The 24,521-nt window shown below is 67.8% G+C and carries 24 protein-coding genes and 1 tRNA gene; 12 read left to right on the forward strand and 13 right to left on the reverse strand.

Annotation, left to right across the window (positions count from 1 at the left end; all coding sequences use genetic code 11):
• The first annotated feature begins 56 nt into the window (after positions 1-56).
• The 4 genes from FHX60_RS14955 (at position 57) to FHX60_RS14970 (ending at position 3,494) form a co-directional block, all read left to right on the forward strand.
• Positions 57-707, forward strand: a complete 651-nt coding sequence (locus FHX60_RS14955) for an SCO family protein (RefSeq protein WP_092307484.1) — start codon at positions 57-59, stop codon at positions 705-707.
• Between the two features lie 9 nt (positions 708-716).
• Positions 717-1,820 carry a COX15/CtaA family protein gene (locus FHX60_RS14960; RefSeq protein ID WP_112773848.1) on the forward strand — a complete coding sequence of 368 codons (1,104 nt, stop codon included), beginning with the start codon at positions 717-719 and terminating at the stop codon, positions 1,818-1,820.
• Positions 1,817-2,761 carry a heme o synthase gene (cyoE, locus tag FHX60_RS14965; RefSeq protein ID WP_112773847.1) on the forward strand — a complete coding sequence of 315 codons (945 nt, stop codon included), beginning with the start codon at positions 1,817-1,819 and terminating at the stop codon, positions 2,759-2,761. Before FHX60_RS14960 ends, cyoE begins: the two co-directional genes overlap by 4 nt.
• Positions 2,762-2,873: 112 nt before the next feature.
• Complete coding sequence (locus tag FHX60_RS14970; protein WP_112773846.1) at positions 2,874-3,494, forward strand: SCO family protein; 621 nt, start codon at positions 2,874-2,876, stop codon at positions 3,492-3,494.
• A gap of 103 nt (positions 3,495-3,597) precedes the next feature.
• Here the strand turns inward: FHX60_RS14970 and rpoH are convergent, their stop codons facing one another.
• Positions 3,598-4,527 (reverse strand): RNA polymerase sigma factor RpoH, encoded by a 930-nt coding sequence (gene rpoH / locus FHX60_RS14975; protein ID WP_092307491.1) that lies wholly within the window; start codon positions 4,525-4,527, stop codon positions 3,598-3,600.
• A gap of 344 nt (positions 4,528-4,871) precedes the next feature.
• On the opposite strand from rpoH, the gene FHX60_RS14980 reads away from it, so the two are divergent.
• Complete coding sequence (locus FHX60_RS14980; RefSeq protein ID WP_112773845.1) at positions 4,872-5,747, forward strand: pirin family protein; 876 nt, start codon at positions 4,872-4,874, stop codon at positions 5,745-5,747.
• Positions 5,748-5,766: 19 nt separating this feature from the next.
• Here FHX60_RS14980 and ybiB read toward each other — a convergent pair whose 3' ends face one another.
• The 5 genes from ybiB to FHX60_RS15005 all read right to left on the reverse strand — a co-directional run bounded on the left by ybiB (position 5,767) and on the right by FHX60_RS15005 (position 10,974).
• On the reverse strand, positions 5,767-6,759 hold the full coding sequence (ybiB, locus tag FHX60_RS14985; RefSeq protein ID WP_092307495.1) for a DNA-binding protein YbiB: 993 nt from the start codon (positions 6,757-6,759) through the stop codon (positions 5,767-5,769).
• 91 nt (positions 6,760-6,850) lie between these two features.
• A complete protein-coding gene (locus tag FHX60_RS14990; RefSeq protein ID WP_112773844.1) occupies positions 6,851-7,654 on the reverse strand; it encodes an ABC transporter ATP-binding protein in 804 nt (267 codons plus the stop codon).
• Positions 7,655-7,673: 19 nt separating this feature from the next.
• Positions 7,674-8,564 (reverse strand): nitrate ABC transporter permease, encoded by an 891-nt coding sequence (gene ntrB, locus FHX60_RS14995; RefSeq protein ID WP_112773843.1) that lies wholly within the window; start codon positions 8,562-8,564, stop codon positions 7,674-7,676.
• A 31-nt stretch (positions 8,565-8,595) separates the two neighbouring features.
• Complete coding sequence (locus FHX60_RS15000) at positions 8,596-9,924, reverse strand: CmpA/NrtA family ABC transporter substrate-binding protein (protein WP_112773842.1); 1,329 nt, start codon at positions 9,922-9,924, stop codon at positions 8,596-8,598.
• A 411-nt stretch (positions 9,925-10,335) separates the two neighbouring features.
• On the reverse strand, positions 10,336-10,974 hold the full coding sequence (locus FHX60_RS15005; protein WP_092307503.1) for an ANTAR domain-containing response regulator: 639 nt from the start codon (positions 10,972-10,974) through the stop codon (positions 10,336-10,338).
• A gap of 207 nt (positions 10,975-11,181) precedes the next feature.
• Between FHX60_RS15005 and FHX60_RS15010 the strand changes: the two genes are divergently transcribed.
• Positions 11,182-11,883 carry a fumarylacetoacetate hydrolase family protein gene (locus FHX60_RS15010; protein WP_092307505.1) on the forward strand — a complete coding sequence of 234 codons (702 nt, stop codon included), beginning with the start codon at positions 11,182-11,184 and terminating at the stop codon, positions 11,881-11,883.
• A gap of 4 nt (positions 11,884-11,887) precedes the next feature.
• A complete protein-coding gene (gene maiA, locus FHX60_RS15015; protein WP_092307507.1) occupies positions 11,888-12,535 on the forward strand; it encodes a maleylacetoacetate isomerase in 648 nt (215 codons plus the stop codon).
• Positions 12,536-12,604: 69 nt separating this feature from the next.
• On the opposite strand, the gene ftsY is transcribed toward maiA, so the two are convergent.
• Positions 12,605-13,798: a signal recognition particle-docking protein FtsY gene (gene ftsY / locus FHX60_RS15020; protein WP_183283823.1), complete on the reverse strand. Its 1,194-nt coding sequence runs from the start codon at positions 13,796-13,798 to the stop codon at positions 12,605-12,607.
• Between the two features lie 227 nt (positions 13,799-14,025).
• Here ftsY and FHX60_RS15025 point away from each other — a divergent pair, with 227 nt between their 5' ends.
• The 5 genes from FHX60_RS15025 (at position 14,026) to FHX60_RS15045 (ending at position 18,722) form a co-directional block, all read left to right on the forward strand.
• Positions 14,026-15,573: a M16 family metallopeptidase gene (locus tag FHX60_RS15025; RefSeq protein ID WP_183283824.1), complete on the forward strand. Its 1,548-nt coding sequence runs from the start codon at positions 14,026-14,028 to the stop codon at positions 15,571-15,573.
• Between the two features lie 10 nt (positions 15,574-15,583).
• Positions 15,584-16,966 (forward strand): M16 family metallopeptidase, encoded by a 1,383-nt coding sequence (locus FHX60_RS15030; protein ID WP_183283825.1) that lies wholly within the window; start codon positions 15,584-15,586, stop codon positions 16,964-16,966.
• 61 nt (positions 16,967-17,027) lie between these two features.
• A complete protein-coding gene (gene rsmD, locus FHX60_RS15035) occupies positions 17,028-17,675 on the forward strand; it encodes a 16S rRNA (guanine(966)-N(2))-methyltransferase RsmD (RefSeq protein ID WP_181486949.1) in 648 nt (215 codons plus the stop codon).
• Between the two features lie 233 nt (positions 17,676-17,908).
• A complete protein-coding gene (gene coaD, locus FHX60_RS15040; RefSeq protein WP_183283826.1) occupies positions 17,909-18,394 on the forward strand; it encodes a pantetheine-phosphate adenylyltransferase in 486 nt (161 codons plus the stop codon).
• Between the two features lie 67 nt (positions 18,395-18,461).
• A complete protein-coding gene (locus FHX60_RS15045) occupies positions 18,462-18,722 on the forward strand; it encodes a YfhL family 4Fe-4S dicluster ferredoxin (RefSeq protein ID WP_112773836.1) in 261 nt (86 codons plus the stop codon).
• Positions 18,723-18,862: 140 nt separating this feature from the next.
• Here FHX60_RS15045 and FHX60_RS15050 read toward each other — a convergent pair whose 3' ends face one another.
• The 6 genes from FHX60_RS15050 to ispE all read right to left on the reverse strand — a co-directional run bounded on the left by FHX60_RS15050 (position 18,863) and on the right by ispE (position 24,502).
• Positions 18,863-20,722: a PhoX family protein gene (locus FHX60_RS15050; RefSeq protein WP_112773835.1), complete on the reverse strand. Its 1,860-nt coding sequence runs from the start codon at positions 20,720-20,722 to the stop codon at positions 18,863-18,865.
• Between the two features lie 206 nt (positions 20,723-20,928).
• Positions 20,929-21,525, reverse strand: a complete 597-nt coding sequence (pth, locus tag FHX60_RS15055; protein ID WP_092307521.1) for an aminoacyl-tRNA hydrolase — start codon at positions 21,523-21,525, stop codon at positions 20,929-20,931.
• A 150-nt stretch (positions 21,526-21,675) separates the two neighbouring features.
• Positions 21,676-22,293, reverse strand: a complete 618-nt coding sequence (locus FHX60_RS15060) for a 50S ribosomal protein L25/general stress protein Ctc (protein ID WP_112773833.1) — start codon at positions 22,291-22,293, stop codon at positions 21,676-21,678.
• 144 nt (positions 22,294-22,437) lie between these two features.
• On the reverse strand, positions 22,438-23,391 hold the full coding sequence (locus FHX60_RS15065; RefSeq protein WP_018008696.1) for a ribose-phosphate pyrophosphokinase: 954 nt from the start codon (positions 23,389-23,391) through the stop codon (positions 22,438-22,440).
• Between the two features lie 96 nt (positions 23,392-23,487).
• Positions 23,488-23,564, reverse strand: a tRNA-Gln gene (locus FHX60_RS15070).
• Positions 23,565-23,623: 59 nt separating this feature from the next.
• On the reverse strand, positions 23,624-24,502 hold the full coding sequence (gene ispE, locus FHX60_RS15075; protein ID WP_183284043.1) for a 4-(cytidine 5'-diphospho)-2-C-methyl-D-erythritol kinase: 879 nt from the start codon (positions 24,500-24,502) through the stop codon (positions 23,624-23,626).
• Positions 24,503-24,521 lie beyond the last annotated feature (19 nt).

A 24,521-nucleotide genomic window follows, 5' to 3' on the forward strand; every position in this document is an offset into this window, starting at 1 on the left:
CCATGTGCCGCATACCGGTGCATGGGCTTGCCGAAGACAAAGGACAGACGTACTCCATGGCACAGCAAGACTCCGCTCCGGCCGCCGCGGCTTCGCCGCGCGACCCCCGCATCGACGCGCGCACGCGCCGTGGCCGCCTGCAGATGCTGATGCTGCTGCTGGTGTGCGCGTCGCCGGTGATTGCCTCCTACTTCACCTACTACGTGATCAAGCCGCGCGGCGGCGCCACCAACTATGGCGCGCTGGTCGACCCGCAGCGGCCGATGCCGCCCGTGCGCGTCACCGACGAGCAGGGCCAGGCGGTACCGCTGGAGCAGTTCCGCGGCAAGTGGCTGCTGGTCAGCGCCGATCCGTCGGCCTGTGACGAGGCCTGCGCGAAGAAGCTGTTCACCATCCGCCAGATCCGCGCCGGGCAGGGCCAGGACCGCCTGCGCATCGTGCCGGTGTGGCTGGTCACCGACGACGGCAAGATCGACGAGCGCCTGGCCGCCGCCTACAACGAGCCCTACGCGGGCGTGCGTTTCCTGCGCATCGACCGCCAGGCCGCGCAGCAGTGGCTGCCGGCCGAGCCGGGCAAGCGCGCCGAGGACACCTTGTTCCTGGTCGATCCGCTGGGCAACCTGATGATGCGCTTCCCGCAGGACCCCGACCCCAAGAAGATGAGCGGCGACCTGAAGAAGCTGCTCAAGGTCTCGCGCATCGGTTGAGGGGACGGCATGCTGCTGCAACTGGCCATCATCGGCATCCTGATCGCGCTGTTCCCGCTGTCCTACGTGATGGTGAAGGGCGACCGCAACAAGTACCGCAAGCTTGCCTGGATCACGGCGTTCCTGACGCTGGACCTGATCATGTTCGGCAGCTTCACGCGGCTGACCGACTCCGGGCTGGGCTGCCCGGACTGGCCCGGCTGCTACGGGCACTCCAACCCGCATGCGGCGCTGGAGCCGATCCGCGCGGCCGAGACCGCGATGCCGAGCGGGCCGGTGACGCTGGCCAAGGCGTGGATCGAGATGATCCACCGCTACTTCGCCATGGCCGTCGGCGTGCTGATCATCACGCTGATGGTGCTGGCGTGGGTCAAGCGGCGCGAACTGAAGCAGTCGCCGTGGTTTGCCACGGGCGTGCTGCTGCTGGTGTGCGTGCAGGGCGCCTTCGGCGCCTTCACCGTGACCCTGAAGCTGCAGCCGATCATCGTCGTCACGCACCTGATGCTGGGCATGGCGCTGCTGGCGGTGCTGATCCAGCTGGGCTCGCGCAACGACCCGCCGCACCCGGTCGCGCCGCAGGCGGCGCGGCTGCGCTGGCCGGTGCGCATCGGCCTGCTGCTGCTGGTGATTCAGATCTTCCTGGGCGGCTGGGTCAGCACCAACTACGCGGTGCTGGCCTGTACCGATTTCCCGCTGTGCAACGGCCAGCTGGTGCCCGAGATGGACTTCCGCCATGGCTTCACGCTGTGGCGCCAGCTGGGCATGACCGCGGACGGCGACTACATCCCGCACGCGGCGCTGGTGGCGATCCACTGGGTCCATCGCGGCTTTGCCGTGATCGTGCTGGGCTACCTGGCATGGTTCGGCCTGCGCGCGCGCAGGCTCGAAGGGCTCAGCCGCGCCGCCGGCTGGCTGCTGGCGACGCTGGTGCTGCAACTGGCCACCGGGCTGTCGAATATCGTGTTCGACTGGCCGCTGGTGGCGGCGGTCGCGCATAACGGCGGCGCCGCGGTGCTGCTGCTGCTGCTGGTCCGTCTCCACTACAATATCGGGCTGACGACCCGGGCCGCCGGCGCCCCCGCTGCCGTGCCGACTGCCGCCCGCGCCACATGAAAGACAAGACCCCTTCCGTGGTTACCGCTACCCATCCCCATTCCCTGGGCAAGTTGAGCCGCATGCGGCACCTGGCCCGGCAATATGCCGCACTGACCAAGCCGCGCGTGACGCAGCTGGCCGTGTTCTGCGCCATCATCGGCATGTTCCTCGCTACGCCCGGCATGGTGCCGTGGTCAGTGCTGATCGGCGGCGCCGCCGGCATCTGGCTGCTGGCCGGCGCGGCCTTCGCCATCAATTGCCTGGTCGAGCAGAAGATCGATGCGCTGATGCGCCGGACCGCCTGGCGCCCGTCCGCCACCGGCGAGATCACCACGCGGCAGACGCTGGTGTTCTCCGCCATCCTGGGCGGCGCGGGCATGTGGCTGCTGCACGTCTACGCCAACGACCTGACCATGTGGCTGACCTTTGCCACGTTCCTGGGCTATGCGGTGGTCTACACCATCCTGCTCAAGCCGGCCACGCCGCAGAATATCGTCATCGGCGGCCTGTCCGGCGCGATGCCGCCGGCGCTGGGCTGGGCCGCGGTCGCGGGCGAAGTGCCGGCCGAGGCCTGGTTCCTGGTGCTGATCATCTTCACCTGGACCCCGCCGCACTTCTGGGCGCTGGCGCTGTACCGCCGCGCCGACTACGCCAAGTCCGGCCTGCCGATGCTGCCGGTCACGCACGGCGAGCGCTACACGCTGCTGCATATCCTGCTGTACACGCTGGTGATGATCGCGGCGACGCTGCTGCCCTTCGTCTACGGCATGAGCGGCTACATCTACCTGGCGGCCGCGCTGGCGCTGGGCGCGGGCTTCCTGGCCTATGCCTGGAAGCTGTACCGCAACTATTCGGACGAACTGGCGCAGCGCACCTTCCGCTTCTCGATCCTGTACCTGTCGCTGCTGTTTGCCGCGCTGCTGATCGACCACTACTTCAAGTTCGTGCCGCAGGTCTGACCTGCGCCGGCGTGCGCCCCGGCTGCGGCATCTTGCCGCGCCGGCGCGAGCGCGGCAGCATGATCGGCGATACTGCATGCTGTTTCCTTCCCATTCCTGACCCGTCCCCCGCATGCCACGCCTCCGCTCCGCTTCCGGCCTGTTCGCCGCCTTCCGCCGCTTTTCCCTGCTGGCCGCGCTGGCCCTGGCCGTCGCCGCCTGCGGGCAGCAGAAGGCGTCGTTCCGCAATGTCGATATCACCGGTGCCGCCGACTTCGGCAAGGACTTCTCGCTGACCGACCACACCGGCAAGGTGCGCACCCTGGCCGACTACAAAGGCAAGGCGGTGGTGATGTTCTTCGGCTACACCCACTGCCCGGATGTCTGCCCCACCACCATGGCCGAACTGAAGGCGGTCGTGGAGCAGCTGGGGCCGGATGGGGACCGCGTGCAGGTGCTGTTCGTCACGGTCGATCCGGAACGTGATACACAGGCGCTGCTGGCGCAGTACGTGCCCGCCTTCGATCCGCGCTTCGTCGGGCTGCGCCCCGCCGACGAGGCCGCGCTGCAGAAGCTGGCCAAGGACTTCAAGGTGTTCTACGCCAAGGTGCCGGGCAGCTCACCCAACAACTACACCGTGGATCACTCGGCCGGCAGCTATGTGTTCGATCCGCAGGGCAAGCTGCGGCTGTTCATCCGCCACGGCCAGGGTCCGGAGCCCATCGCGCACGACCTGAAACAGCTGTTGTCCTGACGCAGCCGGGGCGAAAGGGTGCGGCATAACGTCGCACCCGCGCTTCGCGGGCAACAAAAAAGGCCGGTCCATGGACCGGCCTTTTGCATGGCTGAGGTGAGGATCAGGCGAATGCCTGCAGCGCGCCCTTCATCTTCTTCATCGCCGCCGCCTCGATCTGGCGGATGCGCTCGGCCGACACGCCGAACTCGTCGGCCAGCTCATGCAGCGTGGCGCCGCCCGAGCCGTCGTCCTCGACGTTGAGCCAGCGCGCCTCGATGATGCGGCGGCTGCGTTCGTCGAGCTTGCCCAGTGCTTCTTCCAGCCCCTCGACCTGCATGCGGTCGTGGCGCTTGGCTTCCATCACGCGGGTCGGCTCGTTGTGGTTGTCAGCCAGGTAGGCGATGGGGGCGAATTCCTCTTCACCGTCGTCGACCTGCCCTTCGAGCGCCAGGTCGCCGCCCGACAAGCGGGTTTCCATCTCCATCACTTCTTCGGGCTTGACGTTCAGCTCGCGCGCCACGGCCTCGACCTGCTCCGGCGTGAACGTGTGGCCGCCCTGCTTGTGGCTGCGCAGGTTGAAGAACAGCTTGCGCTGGGCCTTGGTGGTGGCCACCTTGACCATGCGCCAGTTCTTCAGCACGTATTCATGGATTTCCGCCTTGATCCAGTGCATCGCGTACGACACCAGGCGCACGCCCTGATCCGGATCGAAACGCTTCACCGCCTTCATCAGGCCAATATTGCCTTCCTGGATCAGGTCCGCGTGGGGCAGCCCGTAGCCCAGGTACTGGCGGGCGATCGACACCACCAGCCGCAGGTGCGACATCACCAGGCGGCGCGCCGCGTCGACGGAATCGTGGTCGCGCAGCTCGCGCGCCAGGCGTTGCTCTTCCTCCGCGGTCAGCAGCGGGATGCGGTGCACAGCCTGGATATAGCTGTCGAGGTTGCCCACGGTCGCCGGAAAGGTCAGCGCAAAGCTGCCCGTGTTCCGGGGCACCGTCGGCAGACGGTTATTCGTCAGGGTTTGGTCGGCAGACAAGACTGCGTTCACTCAATGGCTCCTTTCGCGTCCGGCGGTTTGGTTGCCGGTGCGCCGCGGCCCCTTGGGGGATCGGCGGCACTGCAACACATCTTAGCACTCTGGCCGGGTGAGTGCTAATTGGAGTTCCGATGACTCCGATAGTTCCCGGGTATCGCTCCGCCTGTTCGGATAGCCAGGTAGATCGTAAAGAGACGGCAACGATACCGCTGCCATCGCGCACTGGTAGTTAGAGCCTGGGGTGGCAACGGGGTTCTGCCGGGCGCTGCAATGCACTGTTCCACCACCGGCTACACTCGACCGGCAGGCTGCGCACTGGCATGCTTGCGAGCCTCTCTTATCGGATCGGAGGAGTTATGTCTGCTATCGAACACTTGCTCAAGCCGCATGTGCGCGACCTGGGCGATTTCACCGTGCGCCGGCTGCTGCCGGCCGCGGCAACCCAGACCGTCGGGCCATTTATCTTCTTCGACCATATGGGACCGGTGCAGCTGCCGCCGGGCCAGGGCGCCGATGTGCGTCCGCATCCTCATATCGGCCTGGCCACGGTCACCTACCTGTTCGAGGGCGAGATCATCCATCGCGACAGCCTGGGCAGCGACCAGGCGATCCGCCCCGGCGACGTCAACTGGATGACCGCCGGCCACGGCATCGTGCACTCGGAGCGTTCGCCGGAGCATGTCCGGCCAGAGGGCGCGCGCCTGCATGGCATCCAGACCTGGGTCGCGCTGCCGCAGCAGCATGAGGGCGCCGAGCCGTCGTTCTTCCACCATCCCGCCGCGACCCTGCCGCGCATCGAGCGGCCCGGCCTGCGCATGGTGGTGATTGCCGGCGATGCGTTCGGCCAGACCTCGCCGGTCAAGGTCTTCAGCCGCACCCTGTACGTGGCGATCGAGCTGGATGCGGGCGCCAGCGTGGAGATTCCCGCCGAACACGCCGAGCGCGGCATCTACCCGGTCGACGGCGCGGTGGCGCTTGACGGGGAGCCGCTGCCGGCCGAGCACATGGTGGTGCTGACGCCGGGCCAGCCGGCGACGCTGACGGCCACGGCGCCGTCGCGGGTGATGCTGCTGGGCGGCGACCCGACCGACGGGCACCGCTTTATCTACTGGAACTTCGTTGCCAGCAGCAAGGTGGCGATCGAGGCCGCGGCCCAGCGCTGGGAAGACGACCAGTTCCCGCACGTGCCGGGCGAGACCGAGCGCATTCCGCTGCCCCCGCGCAAGCCCTGACGGTTGTCGCCGGGCCGGCTCAGACCGGGCTGGCCCAGGTCACGCGCGTGCCCTGGCGCAGGCATTCGCGGATGGCCTCGATCTGGATGGTGATGGGCGCCGGCACCGGCACCGCGCCATCGAGCACGCGCCGGATCCAGGCCACGGTCAGGCCGGCATCGCTGCCCGGCGGCAGCTCCGGCACGTCGCCGATCGAGCCCCCGGCCTGGCCCACCAGCGTCTGCTGGTGGCCTTCATGCAGCCAGTCGATGCGGCCGGTGCGCCGGGCATCGGCCACCACCTCGCCCTCGGTGCCGCGCGCCAGCAGCACGTTGGCGGGTTCGTGGGAGAAGTAGTCGGTCAGGGTCTCGCGGTATTCGGGGTGCGTGTAGCTGTACAGCCGCAGGCCTTCGGCGGGCGTGTGCTCGCCCACGGGTTGCAGCATCTTGGCCACCGTATGCGACGAGTTGCGCAGGCCGATCACGGTGCGCCGCTCCAGCAGCCGCGACAGCCCGGGCGACAGCACGTCCACCGGCAGCACCGCCAGCGGGCCATTGGCATCGCCATCCCGCAGCTTTGCCGACGCTTCGCCGGTGCTCGCGCACAGGGGCACGCCCAGCGCCTCGAACAGCGCCATGCTGGTCACGCGGCCCTCGAACTCGCGCGTGCCGTGCACCAGGACGGGGATGCCTTCGCGGGCCAGCAGCAGCGCCAGCAGCGGCACCAGGTTGGGCTGCTTGCGCGCGCCGTTGTAGCTGGGAATCACCACCACCTGCCGGTCCGGCGGCGCCGGCAGCGGCTGGCAGTGCGCATGGGCGGCCTCCAGCATGCCGGCCAGCTCGTGCGGCGCCTCGCCCTTGATGCGATAGGCCATCAGGATGGCGCCCAGTTCCAAATCGGACACGCGGCCTGCCAGCATGGCGTCGAACAGGGCCTGCGCGTCCTCGCGCGGCAGCGCGCGCGCGCCGTTGACGCCGCGGCCGATCTCCTTGATAAAGCGGGCGGCGGGAAATGGGGCGGCGGTGGTGGTCATGGCGGCGTGGGGGAGTGTGTTCTGGGTTCATGATAGCGGAGCGCGGCGGCCGCGCCCATGGCCGCCTGGCGTGCCGCTACACGGCTAAGGGCTAGGCCGCTTCCTGCAGCGCCGGATTGCGCTGCTTGCGGTAGAGGAAGTCCAGCACCGCGGTGCGGCAGCCGTGGTAGGCCGCGTCTTCAGCCAGCGCCACGCGGTCGCGCGGACGCGGCAGGTCCACCGCGAGGATCTCGCCGATGGTGGCGGCCGGGCCATTGGTCATCATCACGATGCGGTCGGCCAGCAGCACGGCCTCGTCGACGTCGTGCGTCACCATCACCACCGTGCTGCGCGTGCGCGCCACGATCTTGATCAGCTCGTCCTGCAGGTGCGCGCGCGTGAGCGCATCCAGCGCGCCGAAGGGCTCGTCCATCAGCAGCACCTTGGGCGCCATCGCCAGCGCGCGGGCAATGCCGACGCGCTGCTTCATGCCGCCGGAGATTTCGTGCGGATATTTGCCTTCGGCGTGGCTCAGGCCCACCAGCGCCAGCGTGTCGTGCGTGCGCGCCCTGAGCTGCGCCTTGCCCTCGCTGGCAGCGAACACGCGCTCCACGCCCAGGTAGACGTTCTCGAAGCAGGTCAGCCACGGCAGCAGCGAATGGTTCTGGAACACCACCGCGCGCTCCGGCCCGGGCCCGGCGATTTCGCGCCCGGCGCAGATCAGCGCGCCGGTGGTGGGGGTGGCCAGCCCCGCCAGCAGGTTAAGCAGCGTGGACTTGCCGCAGCCGGAGTGGCCGATCAGCGTGATGAACTCGCCCTCGGCGATCTGCAGCTGGATGTCGCGCAGTGCGACGAACGGACCCTTGCGGGTCTTGAAGGTCTGGCCCACGTTTTCGATGCTGACGAACTTGTCCATGGCGTCTCTCCCGTACCGGTCAATGGGTGCCGTAGCTGAAGCGCCGGGCCAGCGCCAGCAGCGCGTGTTCCAGCAGCAGGCCGATCAGGCCGATGACGAAGATGGCGATCACGATGTGCTCGACCTTCAGGTTGTTCCACTCGTCCCACAGCCAGAAGCCGATGCCGGTGCCGCCGGTCAGCATCTCCGCCGCGACGATCACCAGCCAGGCCGTGCCGATCGACAGCCGCACGCCGGTCAGCATGTAGGGCAGCACCGCGGGCAACAGCACGCGCGTGAACACCTTCCACTCGGACAGGTCGAGCACGCGTGCCACGTTCAGGTAATCCTGCGGCACGCGCGTGACCCCCACCGCGGTGTTGATCACCATCGGCCAGATCGAGCAGATAAAGATCGCCCAGATCGCGGCGGGATTGGCGGCCTTGAACAGCAGCAGCCCGATCGGCAGCCACGCCAGCGGCGAGACCGGCCGCAGCAGGCTGATCACCGGCGCGGTCATGGCATTCAGGAAGGCGAAGCGCCCGATCAGGAAACCGGCCGGGATGCCGACCAGCGCGGCCAGGCCGAAGCCCGCCGCCACGCGCGCCAGCGACGCCAGCACGTTCCAGCCGATGCCCTGGTCATTGGGCCCGTTGCGGTAGAACGGGTCGGTGAACAGCGGCACCGCGGCGTTCCACGTCGCGCCAGGGGTGGGGATGGCCGGGATCATGGTGGCGATGCCGTGCCAGGCCAGCACGAACAGGGCGAAGCCCAGCAGCGGCGGCACCGCCTTGAGCACCAGTGCGGCAGCGGCGTCGCGGCGTGCCGCGCGCCGGGCCTGCGCGGAGATTTCCTGTTCGCGCCGGCGTGTCCGTTCCTTGGTGTCGGGATCGGCTGCGGCATCGGGCGTGGTCGAGGCAATGGCATTCACGTCGGGCTCCTTTGGTCAGGGGCACTGCGGGTCAGGCGGCAAGGGTGCTGGCGGCCTTGATCTTGAAACCGTCGGCATAGGCTTTCGGGTCCTTGCCGTCCCAGACCACGCCGTCGATCAGCTTCGAGCTGCGCATGTCGCTCCTGGGCAGCGGCACCTGCGCGGCGGCGGCGGCTTGCTTGTAGATATCGATGCGATTGACCTGCCTGGCCACGGCGAGGTAATCCGGGTGGGCCTTGAGCAGGCCCCAGCGCTTGTGCTGCGTCAGGAACCACATGCCGTCGGACAGGAACGGGAAGTTTGCGTTGCCGTCCTGGTAGAACTTCATCGCGTCGGGGTCGTCCCAGGTCTTGCCCAGCCCGTTGGTGTAGCGGCCCAGCATCCGGTCGAGGATGATGTCCATGTCGGTATTGACATAGGACTTGGCGGCGATGGTCTCGGCGGTCTTGCGGCGGTTGGAGGCCGATGCGTCGATGAACTTCGACGCCTCCAGCACCGCGGCCACCATCGCGCGTGCTGTGTTGGGATGCTTCTGCACGAACTCGGCGGTGGTGCCCAAAGTCTTTTCCGGATGGTCCTTCCAGATTGCCTGCGTGGTCTCGGCGGTGAAGCCGATCTTGTCGGCAATCGCGCGCGCGCCCCACGGCTCGCCCACGCAGAAGCCGTCCATATTGCCCACGCGCATGTTGGCCACCATCTGCGGCGGCGGCACCGTGATGGCCTTGGCGTCCTGCATCGGGTTGATGCCGTTGGCCGCCAGCCAGTAGTACAGCCACATCGCGTGCGTGCCGGTCGGGAAGGTCTGGGCGAAGGTGTAGTCGCGCTTTTCCTTCGTCATCAGCGCCTTCAGGCTGGCGCCGTCGCGGACGCCTTTCTCGGCCAGCTTGGACGACAGCGTGATGGCCTGGCCGTTGTGGTTAAGGCTCATCAGCACGGCCATGTCTTTTTTCGGCCCGCCGATACCGAGCTGCACCCCATAGACCAGGCCGTAGAGCACGTGGGCCGCGTCCAGCTCGCCATTGACCAGCTTGTCGCGCACGCCCGCCCACGAGGCTTCCTTGGTCGGTGTGATCTTGATGCCGTACTTCTTGTCGAGCCCGAGCGTGGCGGCCATCACCACCGAGGCGCAGTCGGTCAGCGGGATAAAGCCGATGCGCACCTCGGTCTTCTCCGGCGCGTCCGAGCCCGCGGCCCAGGCGCCGGCGCGCACCAGCGGATCAACCAGCGTCATCACGCTGGCACCGGCGATGGTGGCCAGCGCACGGCGCCGGCCGCTGCTGGCCGGTACCGCGTCGGCAGCGGCGTCGGAGTGCTGGACGGCGGGGTGCAGCGGCCTGGCATGGCTGAGGCGAGAGGGCATTGCATGGCTCCAAGAAAAAAGCGTCCCCTGGCACAGCCGGCTTCGCCAGAAGACCGGTGCGCTGCGGGGACGCCGTTGTCCGTGGCGTGACGCGGCCTGCGTTGGCCGTGTCCGCCTGAATTGTCGATCGGCCGCCGTTGGCCGATGCCTGCATGACGCAAGGCGTATGCCAGCACTGTGCGGTGCAACATTTCGGGGAGCGTTGTGCCGGAACGGGGCGTAATGGGGCGGGGATGGCAGCGAAATGGGCGAGGCCGGTGCGTACGTGACGCGGTCCGGACATCGTCGACGCCGTCCCGCGGCAATGGACCGGCGACGCGGGCATGCGGGGTGGTGCCACGAACGTGCAGCGCACCAGCCGCGTGCGGCGTTGCACCGCGACGGCCGGCGCCGGGCGTTCAGCCCGGACGTTCAGCCCATCACGTCGATCACGCGCTGCGCGGCATCCACCAGCTTCAGCCCGCGTTCCATTGCCATGCTCCGCAGGCGCTTGTAGGCGTCTTCCTCGCTGAGCCCGCGCGCCTGCATCAGCAGGCCCTTGGCGCGCTCCACCACCTTGCGCTCGGCCAGCTTCAGCCGCGTGGCGTCGAGTTCGGCGCGCAGCTGCTGGTCCAGCTCGAAGCGCGCATAGGCGACATCGAGCACGGTCTTGACGCGCTCCGCGCGCAGGCCGTCGACGATATAGGCGGTAATGCCCGCGCTCAGGGCGGCCTTGATGCGCTGGCTGTCGTCGTTGTCGGTAAACAGCACGATCGGGCGCGGTGCATGCTGGGTCGAGACGCACACGTGCTCGATGGTGTCGCGCGCGGCTGACTCGGACGCGATGATCAGCATGTCGGGCTGGCTGGCGGTGATCACGTCGGGCAGCCGCAGGTCGGCGTCGACGATCTGGATCTCGGTGAAGCCCGCGTTCACCAGCCCGCTGCGGATGGTCTCGACATTGAGGGGATCGGCGTCGAGCGGGTCGCGCACGAGCAGGATGCGCAGCACCCGGCTGGTGGGCGCCGCGGTCGACGGCGTGGGCGTGGGGGGCGGATGGCGTCGTGTCATGGCTGGCTCTGTTGCAGTGCGCCATGCAAGATTCGCGCCGGCAGCGCCAGGGATGGCGCCCCAGTCCGGTGCGGCGGCGCTGCGAGCGTGCCTGGATTCATTGTATGCGGCCGTACGCAGGCCCCGGCCCGCGGTGTATCCTGTGGCCCTGCTGCGCCCGGCACCGGGTCCCGGCGCAGCACCGATCAGAACTATCTGGAGAGATGCATGACCGAATTCGTGTTCGCCCCGCCCGCGCCCGTCGGCGTGCCTGTGCGCGGCAGCCACGCCAGCTTTCCGGTCCGGCGCGTGTACTGCGTCGGCCGCAACTACGCCGCCCATGCCCGGGAAATGGGTTCGGACCCCGACCGCGAGCCGCCGTTCTTCTTCTGCAAGCCGTCCGATGCGGTCAGCTACGTCGCCGACGGCACCGAGGGCGCCTTCCCGTACCCGCCGGGCACCAGCAATTGCCACTATGAAGTGGAACTGGTTGTAGCGATCGGCAAGGGCGGCCGCGACATCCCGGTCGAGCAGGCCGCCGGCCATGTGTTCGGCTATGCCGTGGGCCTGGACATGACACGCCGCGACCTGCAGAACGAATCGAAGAAGACCGGCCGCCCGTGGGAGACCGGCAAGGCCTTCGACCGCTCTGCGCCGATCGGCCCGATCGTGCCGGTTTCGGCCATCGGCCATCCGGAGAAGGGCGAGGTCACGCTGTCGGTCAACGGCGTGGAAAAGCAGCGCGGCGATCTCTCGGACCTGATCTGGTCGGTGCCGGAGATGGTGTCGTACTTGTCGAAGCTGTTCGAACTGCAGCCCGGCGACCTGATCTTCAGCGGCACGCCCGAGGGCGTGGGACCCGTGGTCAGGGGCGATGTCATGCAGTGCCACGTCGGCGGCGTGGGCGATCTCACCATCAAGGTAGTCTGAACCGATGCTCAAGCTTTACAGCTATTTCCGCAGTTCGGCCTCGTTCCGCGTGCGTATCGCGCTGGAACTGAAGGGCCTGTCCTATGACTACGTGCCGGTGCACCTGCTCAAGGAAGGCGGCCAGCAACTCAAGCCCGAGTTCCGCGCGGTGAACCCCGACGGCCTGGTGCCGGCGCTGGTCGATGGCGAGCACGTGCTGCAGCAATCGCTGGCTATCGTCGAGTACCTGGACGAGGTCCACCCCGAGCCGAAGCTGCTGCCCGGCACGGCGCTGGACCGCGCCTATGTGCGCGGCCTGGCGCAGGAAATCGCCTGCGAGATCCATCCGCTGAACAACCTGCGCGTGCTGAAGTACCTGAAGCACACGGTGGGCGTGACCGACGAGGTCAAGGACGCCTGGTACCGCCACTGGATCGAGCTTGGCTTTGCCTCGCTGCAAGCCAATCTGGAGCGCAGCGGCAAGGCCGGGCGTTTCTGCCTTGGCGACACGCCCACGCTGGCCGATGTGTGCCTGGTGCCGCAGGTGTTCAACGCGCAGCGCTTCAATATCGACGTGGCGCGCCATCCGGCGATCGCGAAGATCTATGAAGCGTGCATGGCGCTGCCGGCGTTCCAGAAGGCGGAGCCGAAGTCGCAGCCCGACGCGGAATAGTTTTTCGCACCGGCAAAGCACAAACGCCCCGGCACGGCCGGGGCGTTTTGTCTTGGAGGACGGCGGGACTTACCCCAGCAGCGCCTCGGCGAACTCCTCGGCCTTGAACGGCTGCAGGTCTTCCACCTTCTCGCCCACGCCGATGAAGTAGACCGGCACCGGGCGCTGGCGCGCGATCGCCGCCAGGATGCCGCCCTTGGCGGTGCCGTCGAGCTTGGTCACGATCAGGCCGGTGAGCCCGAGCGCGTCGTCGAAGGCGCGGGTTTGCTGCAGGGCGTTCTGGCCGGTATTGGCGTCGATCACCAGCAGCACCTCGTGCGGCGCGCTGGGCATGGCCTTGCTGATCACGCGCTTGACCTTCTTCAGCTCTTCCATCAGGTGCAGCTGCGTCGGCAGGCGTCCGGCGGTGTCGGCCATGACGATGTCGATGCCGCGCGCCTTGGCGGCGTTGACGGCGTCGAAGATCACCGCCGCGGGGTCGCCGCTTTCCTGCGCCACCACGGTGACGTTGTTGCGTTCGCCCCAGATCGCGAGCTGCTCGCGCGCGGCGGCGCGGAAGGTGTCGCCAGCGGCCAGCAGCACCTTCTGGTCATAGCGCTGGAAGTGCTTGCACAGCTTGCCGATGCTGGTGGTCTTGCCGGCGCCGTTGACGCCCGCAATCATCATCACCAGCGGCTGCTCGCGGCCCAGCGCCATGGTCTTTTCGAGCGGGCGCAGCAGCTGCGTCAGCAGCTCGCGCAGCGCTGCCTTGACGCCCTCGGCGGTTTCGATGCGCTCGGACCTGACGCGCTTGCGCAGCTCGCCGAGCAGGTATTCGGTGGCCTCGACGCCGGCGTCGGCCATCAGCAGCGCGGTCTCCAGTTCCTCGAACAGGTCCTCGTCGACCTTGACGCCGACGAACAGCGTGCCGAGGTTGCGGCTGGTCTTGGACAGGCCGGTGCGCAGGCGCTGCATCCAGCCCTGCCGGGCTTCGGCGCTGGGCGCGGGCGGCGGCACCAGCTCCAGCGCCTCGGCGGCCACCGGCGCGGGCGCGGGCGGGGGCACTTGCGCCGGCACGGGGACGGGCACAGGAACCGGCACGGGCGCGGGGGCTGGCGTGGGCGTTGGCGTTGGCGTTGGCGTTGGCGTCGGGGACGGTGCCGGGGCGGGCGCGGGCACCTCCGGCGCGGGGGCCGGGGCTGCCACGGGCGCCTCGACGGGGGCCTCCACTGGCGCCTCGACGGGCGTCGGCTCGGCCTTGCGCTTCTTCCAGAAACTAAACATTGGGGAACGGGGTCAATACCGGGGCCGAAACCCTGGCGGCAGCCACTGCCGCAGGCAACCGGTGATTAATCAATGGGTTACGCAGGCTTCGCGAGGACCGGGGAGAAACCGTTGTGGTCCCGGCCGGCGATTGCGTATAGTTCGCTACATGTGTTTACTACATGGCAGATTCGCGCGCAGCGTTGCCCACGCGAGTCGATCGGCAAAATTTTAACAGACGGGGTCGCATGAACCATTGCGCTGTCATGACCGCAACGGGCGCACCAGGCAGTCACGCCGCCGCCCAAACGCGCATCCAACGCCACGCACCGCATTTCCGGATTCTTCCCGCCCGCGCGGCGCGGCTGGCGCGGCGTGCCATTTCCGCGCTGCTGCTGGCCGCGCTGCCCTGGTCCCTGCCCGTGGCCGCGCAGGGCGTGGTGGCCTCGCCGATGCCGGGTGCGCAGACCGCCCCTGCCGGCGCCACCGCCCACGGCACGACCGAATACCGCCTGTCCAACGGACTGCGGCTGATCGTCAAGGAAGACCACCGCGCCCCGACCGTGGCACACCAGGTCTGGTACCGCGTCGGCGGCATCGATGAGGTCAGCGGCACTACCGGCGTGGCCCACATGCTGGAACACATGATGTTCAAGGGCACGCCCAAGGTCGGCGTGGGCGAATTCTCGAAGCAGGTGGCGGCCCTGGGCGGGCGCGAGAACGCCATGACCAACCGCGACTTCACCATGTACTACCAGCAGATCGGCAAGCAGTACCTGCCGAAGATGATGGAGCTGGAAGCCGACCGCATGGCCAATCTGGTCATCACCAAGGACGAGTTCGAGCGCGAGATGAAGGTGGTGATGGAAGAACGCCGCCTGCGCACCGACGACTCCGCGCGCGGCACGGTGTACGAGCAGCTGCTGGCCACGGTCTACACCGCCGCCGCCTACCGCCACCCGGTGATCGGCTGGATGGACGACCTCGTCAACATGCGCGTCGACGACGTCAAGGACTGGTATCGCCACTGGTATGTGCCCAACAACGCCACGGTGATCGTCACCGGCGACGTCAGGCCCGACGAAGTGCGCGCGCTGGCCGAGCGCTACTACGGCAAGCTCAAGCCACGCGCGCTGCCGGCGCGCAAGGACCAGGAAGAGCCGGCGCAGAAGGGCATCAAGCGCATCTGGGTCAAGGCGCCCGCCGAGAACCAGTACATGGTGATGGCCTACAAGGTGCCGCGCCTGCGCGACGTCGAGAAAGACGTCGACCCCTATGCGCTCGAGGTGCTGGCGGCCGTTCTCAATGGCTACGACAACGCGCGCCTGACCCGCGAACTGGTGCGCGAGCAGCGCCTGGCCGACGATGTCAATGTCGGCTACGACAGCATCAACCGCGGCGAGTCGCTGTTCGTGCTCGACGGCACGCCGGCGGCGGGCCACAACACCGACGAGATCGAGCGCGCGCTGCGCGCGGAGATCCAGCGCATCGCGCGCGAAGGCGTGTCGCCGGAAGAGCTCAAGCGCGTCAAGGCGCAGGTGGTGGCCGGCCAGATCTACAAGCGCGATTCGGTATTCGGGCAGGGCATGGAAATCGGCGTGGCCGAGATCTCGGAGATCTCCTGGCGCCAGATCGACCGCATGCTCGACAAGATCAAGGCCGTCACGCCGGCGCAGGTGCAGGCCGTCGCCGCGAAGTATTTCAACGACGACAACCTGACCGTGGCCACCCTGGTGCCGCAGCCGATCGATCCGAACAAGCCCAAGTCGCAGGCCCCGTCGGGCCTGCGCCACTGAGAACAAGGCGATGACCCAGTCCGTCACTTCCGCGCGGCGCCCGCTGCGCAAACTGGCCGGCGCCGCGTTGGGCGCCGTGGTGCTGCTGGCCGCGCAGCTGGCGCAGGCAGCGATCCCGATCGAACACTGGACCGCGTCCACCGGCGCCCGCGTGTTCTTCGTGCACAGCCCGTCGATCCCGATGCTCGACATCAATATCGACTTCGACGCCGGCAGCCGCTATGACCCGCAGGGCAAGGCCGGACTGGCCACGCTGACCGCGGCCCTGCTGGACAAGGGCGCCGCCGCGCAGGACGGCCAGCCGGCGCGCGACGAGGCGAAGATCGCCGATGCCTTTGCCGATACCGGCGCCGCCTTTGGCGGCGCGGCCGGCGGCGACCGCGGCGGCATCGGGCTGCGTACCCTGACCGCGCAGCCGGAGCTGGACCAGTCGGTCGCGCTGGCGGCGCAGCTGATCAAGGCACCGACCTACCCCGATGCCGTGGTCGGGCGCGAAAAGCAGCGCCTGATCACCGCCATCCGCGAGGCCGATACCAAGCCCGGCGTGATTGCCGACAAGGCGCTGGCCCGGGCCATGTATCCCGATCATCCCTACGGCATTGCCGCGACCCCGGACAGCGTGGCGTCGATCACGCGCGACGACATCGTCGGCTTCTGGCGCGACAACTACGGCGCGCAGCGCGCGGTGGTGACGCTGATCGGCGCGGTCGACCGCAAGCAGGCCGAGGCCATCGCCGAGCAGCTGACGCGCGGGCTGCCGCCCGGCCGTGCCGCCCCCACGCTGCCGCAGGTGCGGCTGAAGATCGCGCCCAGCGAGCAGCGCCTGCCGCACCCGGCGCAGCAGTCCAGCGTGGCGCTGGGCCAGCCGGCGATCGCGCGCGGCGACCCCGACTATTTCGCGCTGCTGGTGGGCAACTACGTGCTGGGCGGCGGCGGCTTCAGCTCGCGCCTGACCGACGAAGTGCGCGAGAAGCGCGGCCTGACCTACGGCGTGGACAGCTACTTCGCGCCGTCCAAGCAGCCGGGGCCGTTCGGCATCAGCCTGCAGACCAAGAAGGCCCAGACCGACGAGGCGCTGGCGCTGGTGCGCCAGGTGCTGGCGCGCTTTGTCGCCGAAGGCCCGAGCGAGAAGGAACTGCGCGCGGCCAAGGACAACCTGGTCAACGGTTTCCCGCTGCGCATCGACAACAACCGCAAGCTGCTGACCAACGTGGCGAACATCGGCTGGTACGGGCTGCCGCTCGATTACCTCGATACCTGGACCGCGCAGATCGGCAAGGTCACGCGCGAGCAGGTCAGGGCGGCGTTCCAGCGTCATGTGCACCCGGACAACATGGCCACGGTGATCGTCGGCGGGCCGGTGGGCACCGCGCCCACGGCTTCGCGGCAGTGATGCCGGCGGTGACGGCGGCATCGCCTGCGGCGGAGCCTGCCGCAGGCTCTACAATCACGGCATGAATTCGCGTTCCCGATTGCCCTCGCCCGCGCCTCGCGGGCGATCTCCCGTCTCTCCCGTGCCGCGCCAGGCACCCGCGCAGGTCCGCATCATCGGCGGACGCTGGAAGCGCACGCTGCTGCCGGTGCCTGACGCCCAGGGCCTGCGCCCGACCCCCGACCGCGTGCGCGAGACCCTCTTCAACTGGCTGGGCCAAGACCTGTCCGGGGTGGAATGCCTGGACCTGTTCGCCGGCTCCGGCGCGCTCGGCTTCGAGGCTGCCTCGCGCGGCGCGGCTGCGGTGACGCTGGTCGAGTCCAATGCGCGCGTGGCCAGGCAATTGCGCGACAACGTGACCCGGCTCGATGCCGGGCAGGTGCGCGTGCTGCAAGGCGACGCCTTCGCCATTGCCGCGCAGTTGCCGGACGCCAGCTTCGACGTGGTGTTCCTCGATCCGCCGTTCGCCGAGGACTGGATAGGGCCGTCGCTGGCGCACGCGGCGCGGCTGTCGCGCCCGGGCGGGGCGGTCTATGTCGAGACCGACCACCCGCTGACCGGCGCCGATGCTCCGGTGCCGGCCGCGCTCGAAATCGTGCGGCACGCGCGCGCCGGGGCGGTGCATTTCCACCTGCTGCAGCACCGCGTGCCGGGCAACGGCGCGAGCTGATCCGCCAGGCCGGTGGCCCGGCGGTTCCGGAACGGGGAAGGGCCCCTTCCTGATTGCCGAACCGATTCTTAGCTGCACCGCCGCAAAACGGTGCCCGCGGCGACTTCCAAGCGGGGCATTTAGGGTTACACTACGCCGCTGTCACAACGCTCGCGACGCAGCACCCACGCCGGCCCGGCCGGTGCAAGAGGCGGCCCCTCCACGGCCGGCAGCGGGCAGATCAAGGAGGAAGTATGGTCAGCGCGGTCTATCCCGGCACCTTCGATCCAATGACCCGGGGACACGAGGATCTGGTCCGCCGTGCGTCGAACATCTTCGACGAACTGGTGGTCGGCGTGGCGCAGAGCCCCAACAAGCGCCCGTTCTTTTCGCTCGAAGAGCGCATCAGCATTGCCCGCGAAGTGCTCGGGCACTATCCCAACGTGCGGGTCGAGGGCTTTTCCGGGCTGCTCAAGGACTTCGTGCGCAAGAACAATGCGCGCGTGATCGTGCGCGGCCTGCGCGCGGTGTCCGATTTCGAGTACGAGTTCCAGATGGCGGGCATGAACCGCTACCTGCTGCCCGACGTCGAGACCATGTTCCTGACCCCGTCGGACCAGTACCAGTTCATCTCCGGCACCTTCGTGCGCGAGATCGCGGTGCTGGGCGGCGACGTCAGCAAGTTCGTGTTCCCGTCGGTGGAACGCTGGCTGCAAGAGAAAATCGCCAAACAGGAATAAAATACGGTTTCAGACACGTCAGACCGCGGCCAGTCGGGCGCGGGCGTGTCCGCAGGAAGGAAACACCATGGCGCTGATGATCACCGACGACTGCATCAACTGCGACGTTTGTGAACCCGAGTGCCCGAACGAAGCCATTTCGATGGGGCCCGAGATCTATGAAATCGACCCCAACAAGTGCACCGAGTGCGTCGGCCACTTCGACGAGCCGCAATGCCAGCAGGTCTGCCCGGTTGCATGCATCCCCAAGGACCCGAACCGCGCCGAGACCCATGAGGTCCTGATGCAGCGGTACCGGCTGCTGACCGCGGCCCGGCACGCGGCCTGACACCGGCCACGCTTCGCTCACCCGCGCCTGGTTCGCTCGCGCTTATCCGGCTTGCGCCGCGCAAAAAAAGCCCCCGGCACCGCAAGGTGACGGGGGCTTAACCTTTCCCCAATTACTACGGTTACTGCCTACTGCACTGGTCAGGCACCGATCGGCTTGCCGTCGGCACGGCGCACCACGATGGTGGACGAGCGCGCCGGCTTGGTCGGGTCCGGCCACGTGCCGGTCGGGTGCTGGATGTTGATGAAGCAGGTGGTCAGGTCCGGCGTGTAGGCGATGCCGGTGATCTCGCAACCGGTCGGGCCCGCCAGGAAACGCTTGGACTGGCCCGTCGGCGAGATGTAGTACATGCTGTTGTTGCCGAAGGTGCCGGTGTAGGTGGCGCTGGTGCTCGAATCGGTCTGCACCCACAGGCGGCCCTTGGGATCGACGCGCAGGCCGTCCGGGCTCGAGAACGTATCGCCGTTGATGTTGCCCTTCAGGTTGTCCGTGGCCAGCGACGGGTCGCCGGCCTGCAGCAGGATGCTCCAGGTGAAGGTCGTCGCCAGCGGCGAATTGCCGGCTTCATTCCACTTGACGATATGGCCGTGCAGGTTGTTCTTGCGCGGGTTGGCGGCGTCGGTCTGCTGGCGGCCGCTGTTGTTGGTCAGCGTGCAGTAGAGCGTGTTGTCCAGTGCCGCGGTGATCCACTCGGGGCGGTCCATCAGCGTGCCGCCGGCCACGCGCGCGGCCGACTTGGTGTTGATCAGCACGTCGGCCTGGGTGGCGAAGTCGACCGTGGTCGGTGCCGGCGACACCGCCGACTGGGTCCAGTTGCCCGGGTCCGAGGCACCGACGGTCAGGCCGTTCTTGCCCTGCGACAGTTCGATCCACTGGCCGCTGCCGTCGGCGTTGAATTTCGCCACGTACAGCGTGCCGGTGTCCAGCAGGTTGGCGTTGGCGGCGCGGTTGTTCAGATCGAATGCCTTGCTCGGAACGAACTTGTAGATGCAGCCCGGGGTGCCGTCGTCGCCCATGTAGAAGGCCACGTTGTTGTTGGCATCGGTGATGTAGGCGACGTTCTCGTGGTCGAAGCGGCCCATCGCGGTGCGCTTGGCCGGCGCGCCCAGGGTGCCGTACGGGTCGATCTCCACCACCCAGCCGTAGCCGTTGTCGGCCTGGCTCGGGTCGATGTAGTTGTCGGTGCTTTCCTCGCAGGTCAGGTAGGTGCCCCACGGGGTGTGGCCGCTCGAGCAGTTGTTGAGCATGCCGACCACGGTTGCGCCGACCACCGGTGCGGCCGGGCCGCCGACGCGGTACAGCGTGTTGCCGGTGTAGCGCTTGTTGTAGATCGAGTCGCGCTTGACCTGCCACTTGCCGCTGGCGGCCAGTTCCACTTCGATCACCGAGATGCCCACCGCCGACAGGGCGATGCGCTTTTGCTCCGGGCTCGCGGTGGCGGCGTCGTAGGCGGTCGGGAACAGGATTTTGTAGTCCGGCAGCTCGTGGTTGATCGCCAGCAGGCCGCCCTTCTGCGGATCGACGCCGGGCAGCGCGAAGTAGTGCATGCCGTCGTGGTTGCCGCCTGCCTGGCGCTCGGTCTCGGCCGACGACTGGAAGGCGCCGGCATAGCCGGTGGCACCGGCTTCGACCGGGTCGCCGGCGGAGAACAGCACGTCGACGCTGTAGCCGCTGGGCACCACCACGGTATCGGCGGTGGACTTGGCAATCGGCTCGAAGGTGACCTCGTAGCTCGGCGTGGCCGGCGCCGGGGCCGGAGCGGGTGCCGGGGCAGGAGCCGGTGCGGGCGCCGGAGCCGGAGCGGGATCGTCATCGCCGCCGCAGGCGGCCAGCAGGCCGCTGCCGAATGCCGACACCAGCGACAGGCCCAGGCCGCCGCGCAGCACCCGGCGGCGGGCCGGGTTGGCGGCGACGATGTCCTCGAGCATCTGGCCGGGCACGTCAACGTCGGGCTTGGCGGCGCGGCTTGCGGCGCGCGCTTCGTCGGTCAGGTACGACATGGGCTTTCCTCCTGTGGGATGTCATGCGCATCGGCAACCATGCGATACCGACGCGATTGGAAACCCCGCAATTTAGGTGGTGCCCATGGCACTTTGATGACACTATGTCTGCAACTGCAGACCGGTGCGGCCAAACGACGACGGGCCGCGGATGCGGCCCGTTTTCATGCTGCTGTCGCAGAAATATGCTGGCTGGCGTGCGGCGCTCAGCGCGCGGTATGCAGCTGCGCCATGGCGCGCTCGGTATCGCCGCGCGCCAGCAGGCCGAGCGGCTCGATGCAGCGGTCGATCGCCGCATCGATGGCTTCCTGCTCCTCGCGCCGCGGTGGCTTGAGCACGAAATTGACCACGTCCTCGCGGCCCGCGCCGGCACCGCCGGGCGCATTGCGCGGATGGCCCACGCCCAGGCGCAGGCGCCAGTAGTCCTGCGTGGTCAGGTGGGCCGAAATGTCCTTCAGGCCGTTGTGGCCGCCCGCGCCGCCGCCGCGCTTGAGCTTGGCGGCGCCCGCCGGCAGGTCCATCTCGTCATGCACGACCACGATCTCGCCGGGCAGGATCTTGTAGAAGCGCGCCAGCGACACCACCGCCAGGCCGGAGCGGTTCATGAAGGTCGACGGCTTGAGCAGCCAGATCTCCTGGTCCCAGAGCCGCGCGCGCGCGGCCAGTCCATGGAAGCGGCCCTCCACGCGCAGCGTGGCGCCGCCCATGCGGGCCAGCTGGTCCACCAGCCAGAAGCCGGCGTTGTGTCGGGTGGCCTCGTACTCCGCACCGGGATTGCCGAGGCCGACGATAAGCTTGATCATGCGTATGACTGTGTCGTTGGCGCGCGGGACCGCGCCACAGGCGCCAAGGATACCGAAAAACCGGCAGTCCGCTGCCGGGCGAAAAAAAACCGCCGCAAGAGCGGCGGTTTCTTCGTGGCGCGGCCCGCGGGCCGCCACCGCTGCGACAGCTTAGGCAGCCGGGGTTTCGCCAGCGGCTTCGCCGCCTTCGGCAGCTTCCGACACGGCGCCAGCCGGTTGCGAGATGCTGGCGATGGCCGGGTTGTCGTCACCGTGGGTGATCACGGTCACGCCCTTCGGCAGCTTCAGGTCGGACAGGTGCAGGGTCTGGCCCAGTTCCATGGCGCCGACATCGACTTCGATGAACTCGGGCAGGTCGGCCGGCAGGCACGACACTTCCAGGTCGTTGACGATGTGGTTGACCAGGCCGTGGCCCAGCTTCACGCCAGGAGCGGTTTCCTGGTTCATGAAGTGCAGGGGCACCTTGACGTGGATCTTGTCGTTGGCCGACACACGCTGGAAATCGACGTGCAGCACCAGCGGCTTGAACGGGTGCATCTGGAATGCGCGCAGCAGCGCCTTTTCCGACTTGCCAGCGACTTCCAGGTCGAGGATCGACGAGTGGAACGCTTCCTTCTTCAGGGCGTGCCACAGGGCGTTGTGATCCAGTTCGATCATCTTCGGCTCGGCGGTGCCGCCGTAGATGATGCCGGGGGTCTTGCCCGAATTGCGCAGGCGGCGGCTCGCACCCGTTCCCTGTACGCTACGCTCGAAAGCGACAACTTTCATGATGACTCCAAAAGTAAGAAGGCTGTCCGCGACCAGACAGCCTCGTTGCGGCGCAAAGGCAAATATATGCGCCGATCCAGTCACGCCGGGCGCCGCATTGCCGTAAGACAGGCGGCGCTCAACGCAGTAAAGCCTTAGATTCTATCAGGAACCCGCGAACAGCGACATGATCGAGTCGCCCTTGATAATGCGGGTGAAGGTCTCGGCCAGCAGCGGGGCGGTCGAGAGCTGACGGATCTTGGTGCACTTGGCGGCTTCTTCGGACAGCGGGATGGTGTCGCACACCACCACTTCGTCCAGCGCCGAATCCGCGATGCGGGCCGCCGCGCCACCCGACAGCACGGGGTGCGTGCAGTAGGCGAAGACCTTCAGCGCACCGCGCTCCTTCAGCACCTGGGCGGCCTTGCACAGCGTGCCGCCGGTGTCGATCATGTCGTCCATGATGACGCAGTTGCGGCCTTCGACTTCACCGATGATGTTCATCACCTCGGCCACGTTGGCCTTGGGACGGCGCTTGTCGATGATGGCCAGGTCGCAGTTCAGTTCCTTGGCCAGCGCGCGGGCACGGACCACGCCGCCGACGTCCGGCGAGACCACCAGCAGGTCGCCGTAGTTCTTCTCGCGCAGGTCGCCCAGCAGTACCGGCGAAGCGTAGATGTTGTCGACCGGGATATCGAAGAAGCCCTGGATCTGGTCGGCGTGCAGGTCCATCGTCAGCACGCGCTCGACGCCGGCGACTTCCAGCATGTTGGCCACCACCTTGGCCGAGATCGCCACGCGCGCCGAACGCGGGCGGCGGTCCTGGCGGGCATAGCCGAAGTAGGGCATGGCGGCGGTGATGCTGCGCGCCGAGGCGCGCTTGAGCGCATCGACCATCACCATCAGTTCCATCAGGTTGTCGTTGGTCGGCGCGCAGGTGGACTGCAGCACGATGACGTGCTTGCCGCGAACGTTTTCCTGGATTTCGACCTGGACTTCACCGTCGGAGAAACGGCCAACCTGAGCCTTGCCCAGCGGAATGCCGAGGTGCTGTACGACAGCCTCCGCGAGTTTGGGGTTGGCGTTGCCGGTAAATACCATCAAGCCTTCGCTGCTCATTCGGGGCACCTGTCTTGCTGCTGGGGGAGCTTGGTGTCACCGGCGCAGCCGGTGACTTGGAGATATCGTGTTCCGTTAGGACACTATAGGAAGTAATGGCAGGGGAAGAAGGATTCGAACCTTCGAATGCCGGAATCAAAATCCGGTGCCTTGACCAACTTGGCGACTCCCCTACACAACCGGGCCGTTCTTCGTGGTACCAGACTGCCGTACCGCGCCGAACGATAACTTGCTATGCGAACGTCGCGAGCGGGTGATGTGCCAGACTTCTCACACACCTGCCATCCCATTCGGGCGGCAACCTTTCCAAAACCTGCTGCGCTGTTTTTGCGTCAGGAAAACGCGCAAACACGCAGGCTCCGGAACCGGTCATCCGGGCATGCTGATTGTGTTGCTTCAGCCATGCCAGGGCTCGGGCGACTTCGCCGAACTTCGCTGTTGCTATCGGTTCCAGGTCGTTGCGACCGAAATCGAATTTGTTTGTGCGAGCAGCGAAGACCGCAATTATGGAGACGGGCGTATCCCTTGTCAAGCACTCGTCCGAAAAAATTTCAGCGGTGGGCACATGCTGTTTCGGGTGGATGATCACGAACCAGCTGTCGGGCAGTTCGACCGGCGTGAGTTCCTCGCCGATGCCCTGCGCAAAGGCGTTCTGCCCGAGCACGAACACCGGCACGTCGGCGCCCAGCGTCAGCCCGATCCGCATCAGCTCGGCGCGCGTCAGCCCCAGGCCCCACAGGTGGTTCAGCGCCAGCAGCGTGGTGGCGGCGTCGGAAGAGCCGCCGCCGATGCCGCCACCCATCGGCAGCACCTTGTCGAGGGCGATGTCGGCGCCGAAGCTGGTCCCGGAGGCGGCCTGAAGCGCGCGCGCGGCCCGCACCACCAGGTCGGTCTCGGCCGGCACGCCGGGCACGTCAGTGACGCGCGTGACCACGCCGTCGTCGCGGCGGCGGAAATGCAGCGTATCGCACCAGTCGACCAGCTGGAACACGGTCTCCAGCGTGTGGTAGCCGTCGGCGCGGCGGCCGGTTACGTGCAGGAACAGATTGAGCTTGGCCGGCGCGGGGCAGTCACGCAGTTCGGGCGGGGGCAGGGGATGGCTGCGTGGCATGTTGCGTGATGGCGCGGTG

Origin of the sequence: Cupriavidus alkaliphilus, from assembly GCF_014191175.1 — a bacterium.
GTDB classification, from domain to species: Bacteria; Pseudomonadota; Gammaproteobacteria; order Burkholderiales; family Burkholderiaceae; genus Cupriavidus; species Cupriavidus alkaliphilus.